Source organism: Variovorax sp. P4_D9, assembly GCF_056401695.1.
Map to the genome: position 1 here is coordinate 1 of NZ_JBFUIU010001186.1, position 2,131 is coordinate 2,131.

The window sequence follows — 2,131 nt, forward strand, 5'->3', positions numbered from 1 at the left end:
GTGTTTGCACTGATGGCGAAGAATCTGGTGCGTGGCGCTATCGGACGAGAGTGGATGGCGATGCGCGACATGGACGTGGCCGCAGCGGTGATCGGGATACGACCGGTGTATGCCAAGCTAACGGCGTTTGCCGTCAGTAGCTTCATCGTCGGTGTTGCCGGCGCGCTCTGGGGCTTCGTCCACTTGGGAAGCTGGGAGCCAGCCGCATTCAGCATCGACCGATCGTTCCAGCTTCTTTTCATGGTCATCATCGGTGGGCTCGGGTCCATTGTCGGCAGCTTCTTTGGCGCGGCCTTCATCGTCCTGCTTCCGCTGCTGCTGAATCAGGTGCCGTCCATGTTCGGATTCGCGATTCCCACGACGCTTGCTTCGCACCTGGAATCGATGATCTTTGGCGCCTTGATCGTCTTTTTCCTGATCGTCGAGCCGCACGGCCTTGCCCGCATGTGGGCGACCGCCAAAGAGAAGTTGCTGCTCTGGCCATTCGCGCACTGAAGAAACCCTACCAACACCAACTGGAGAAGACATGTCAATCAAAAAGCAAATGGCGCTCTCTCTTGCCTTCGCCACAGCGCTCCTCTGCGCGTCGAACGGCATCGCTCAAACACCTGCCGCAGGCGCCAAAGAGCAGTTCGTTCCCCTACTGGTCTATCGCACCGGCCCCTATGCGCCCAGCGGGACACCTTGGGCCAACGGAAAGCAGGACTACCTGAAGCTGATCAACGAGCGCGATGGCGGCATCAATGGGGTCAAGCTGACGTACGAAGAGTGCGAGACCGGCTACGCAACCGATCGTGGCGTCGAATGCTACGAACGCCTCAAGGGCAAGGGCCCCACGGGCGCTACCGCGTTCGATCCGCAGGCTACCGGCATCACCTTCGCCCTGACCGACAAGGCGCCGCTCGACAAGATCCCGCTGATCACGCCAGGCTACGGCCGCTCGGAGGCCGCGGACGGTGGCATCTTCCCCTGGAACTTTCCCATCGCCGGAACGTACTGGACTGCTGCCGACATCCTGATCCAGCATCTCGGTCGCAAGGAAGGCGGATTGGACAAGCTCAAGGGAAAGAAGATCACCTTTGCGTACCATGATTCTCCGTATGGGAAGGAACCGATTGCGGTGCTGCAGGAACGCGCGCGCATGCACGGCTTCGATCTCCAACTTTTGCCGGTGACGGCACCGGGCGTCGAGCAGAAGGCCACCTGGTTGCAGATCCGGCAGTCACGCCCCGACTACGTCATCCTTTGGGGCTGGGGCGTGATGAACTCCACGGCGCTCAAGGAAGCGCAGTCGACTGGCTTCCCGCGAGAGAAGATGCTGGGCGTCTACTGGTCCGGCACCGAGCCCGATGTGAAGGATGTCGGCGCGGGGGCCAAGGGCTACAGCGCCATCAACATGCAAAACCTGCTGGGTGGCACGAAGGTGACGGAGGAGATCCTCAAGCACGTTCATGCCAAGGGCCAAGGCACAGGACCCAAGGAGGAGGTCGCCTCGATTCTGTACAACAACGGAATGATCATCTCGATGATCACGGTCGAGGCGGTTCGCCGTGCGCAGGAGCGATTTGGCAAGGGCAAGCCAATGACGGGTGAGCAGGTCCGCTGGGGCCTGGAGAACCTGAACCTCGATGCCAAGCGACTTGAAGCTCTGGGGTTTGGAAAGCTGAAGAATCCGATGAGCACGTCGTGCGGCGACCACATGGGCGTCGCTTCGGCGCGAGTGCAGACATGGGACGGGTCCAAGTGGTCCTTCGTCTCCGATCCGATCGAGGCGGACATGGCGATCCTGAAGCCGATGGTGAAGTCGGCGGCAGACAAGTACGCTGCCGAAAAGAAGATCACGCGGCGAACGGCCGAAGAGTGCCAGAGCTGATCGAGGTTGCAATGAGCGTCAACGCGATCATGGACCGCAGTCCAGTAGGCGAGCGGCTGCAGGTAGCTCCGCTGCTTATCGTCAATGGCATCGAGGTTATCTACAACCACGTGATCCTGGTGCTAAAGGGCGTTTCGCTCACGGTGCCGCAAGGCGGCATCGTGGCCCTGCTCGGCGGAAACGGTGCAGGCAAGACGACGACGCTGCGTGCGGTGAGCAACCTTCTGGCCGGCGAGCGGGGGGCAGTCACGAAGGGAA

The 2,131-nt window shown here is 61.0% G+C and carries 3 protein-coding genes; all 3 read left to right on the top strand.

Features of this window, described 5'->3' with window-relative positions; translation table 11 throughout:
• On the top strand, positions 1–495 hold a 495-nt coding region (locus AC1DY5_RS52740), incomplete at its 5' end, for a branched-chain amino acid ABC transporter permease (RefSeq protein ID WP_478122203.1).
• 49 nt (positions 496–544) lie between these two features.
• Entirely contained in the window at positions 545–1,873 is a 1,329-nt protein-coding gene (locus AC1DY5_RS52745; RefSeq protein WP_478122204.1) for an ABC transporter substrate-binding protein, read from the top strand.
• 29 nt (positions 1,874–1,902) lie between these two features.
• The coding region (locus tag AC1DY5_RS52750) for an ATP-binding cassette domain-containing protein (RefSeq protein WP_478122205.1) at positions 1,903–2,131 on the top strand (229 nt) is incomplete at its 3' end.